Below are 1,821 nucleotides of genomic sequence, written 5' to 3'. Positions count from 1 at the left end.
GTCGACACCGCCGACTCCGAGGAGTACGCCGTCATCCTCGGCGTCCTCAACCGCTCGCTGCGGGAGGACAACCGCCGCTGGACCCGGGTCGCCGCCGGCATCAAGGGCGTCACCGAGGAGACCACCACCGGCGTGCACCGCCTCTACGAGATGCAGCAGTCCGGCAGCCTGCTCTTCCCGGCGATCAACGTCAACGACTCGGTCACCAAGTCGAAGTTCGACAACAAATATGGTTGTCGCCACTCGCTGATCGACGGCATCAACCGGGCCACCGACGTGCTGATCGGCGGCAAGGTCGCGGTCGTCGCGGGCTACGGCGACGTCGGCAAGGGTTGCGCCGAGAGCCTCCGCGGCCAGGGCGCCCGCGTCATCGTCACCGAGATCGACCCGATCTGCGCGCTGCAGGCGGCGATGGACGGCTACCAGGTCGCCACGCTCGAGGACGTCGTCGAGACCGCCGACATCTTCGTCACCGCGACCGGCTGCTTCGACGTCATCACCAACGAGCACATGGCGCGGATGAAGCACCAGGCGATCGTCGGCAACATCGGGCACTTCGACAACGAGATCGACATGGCCGGCCTCGCGAAGCGCGCCGACACCACGCGGATCAACATCAAGCCGCAGGTCGACGAGTGGCGCTTCGACGACGGCCACTCGGTGATCATCCTGTCCGAGGGCCGCCTGCTCAACCTGGGCAACGCGACCGGACACCCGAGCTTCGTGATGTCCAACAGCTTCAGCAACCAGACGATCGCCCAGATCGAGCTCTTCACCAAGCTCGACCAGTACCCGATCGGCGTCTACACCCTGCCGAAGCACCTCGACGAGAAGGTCGCCCGGCTGCACCTCGACGCGCTCGGCGTGCACCTGACCGAGCTCACCAAGGAGCAGGCCGGCTACCTCGGCGTCGCCGTCGAGGGCCCGTACAAGCCCGAGCACTACCGGTACTGATTCAAGACCAGAAGATGGTCCCGGGTCCGTCGGGGGCGCGACCGTCGCTCCCGCCGGACACCGGGCGCGGGCCACAACCCGGCCCGCGCCCTGCCAGGTCCGCCGCTCTTCCGCTCTAGATCAAATCAAGAACGATGGCCCTTCGCCGAAGCCTCGGCGGAGGGCCATCTGGCTCGTCGCGCGCCAGCGGATCAGCACCTGGCCCGTCGGCATCCGCAACGTCGCCCTGCTCATGCTCGTCTTCTGGACCTCGGGCCCCCACTGCGCCCTGTTCGCCGCCGCGGCGGGCCGGCACGCGTTCGACGCCGTCGTCACGTCCGAGGCTTACGGCCCCGCACTCGCCGGCTTTGCGCGGAGCACGTGCCCTTCGACCCGGGCCGGGCGACCACGCCCGTCTCCGGTTCGGCCGTCCGCGCCGACCCGGCCGGCCACTGGTGGGCCCTGCGCCCGCAGGTCCGCGCCTGGTTCGTCCGCCGCGTCGTCGTGGTCGGCGCGGAGTCCACCGGCACCACCACGACGGCCGAGGACCTCGGGCGCACTTCGCGACCACCTGGGTCCCCGAGTACGGCCGCGAGGTCACGCAACGCAAGCTGGCAGCCCTGGGCCCGGGCGCGACCGTCTTCGACGTCACCTGGCTGGCCGCACCTCTACCTGTTGACCGACCACGTCGGGGTGCCGTTCGAACAGGGCGGCCTGCGTGACGGAGAGCACGTTCGAGAGTGGATGACCGGTCGGTTTCGCGACAGTCTGGCGGGCGCCCCCGTACCCGTCGTGGAGTTGACCGGGTCTCGTGCGGCGAGGCGACGAACTGCGATCGAGGCCTGCACCGCGCTGCTCGACGCGGGCTGGAACCTCGCCGATCCGCTC

The 1,821-nt window shown here is 69.6% G+C and carries 1 protein-coding gene and 1 pseudogene; both read left to right on the top strand.

What is annotated here, in order from left to right; genetic code table 11:
- On the top strand, nt 1-954 hold a 954-nt coding region (locus Asi02nite_RS41140; RefSeq protein WP_203719465.1), incomplete at its 5' end, for an adenosylhomocysteinase.
- 654 nt (nt 955-1,608) lie between these two features.
- Nucleotides 1,609-1,821: pseudogene (locus Asi02nite_RS41135) on the top strand (AAA family ATPase); the annotation flags it as partial.

The organism is Asanoa siamensis, assembly GCF_016862555.1.
GTDB classification, from domain to species: domain Bacteria; phylum Actinomycetota; class Actinomycetes; order Mycobacteriales; family Micromonosporaceae; genus Asanoa; species Asanoa siamensis.
Note: the sequence above shows the minus strand (reverse complement) of the source record. Positions and strands in the feature narration are given on the sequence as shown.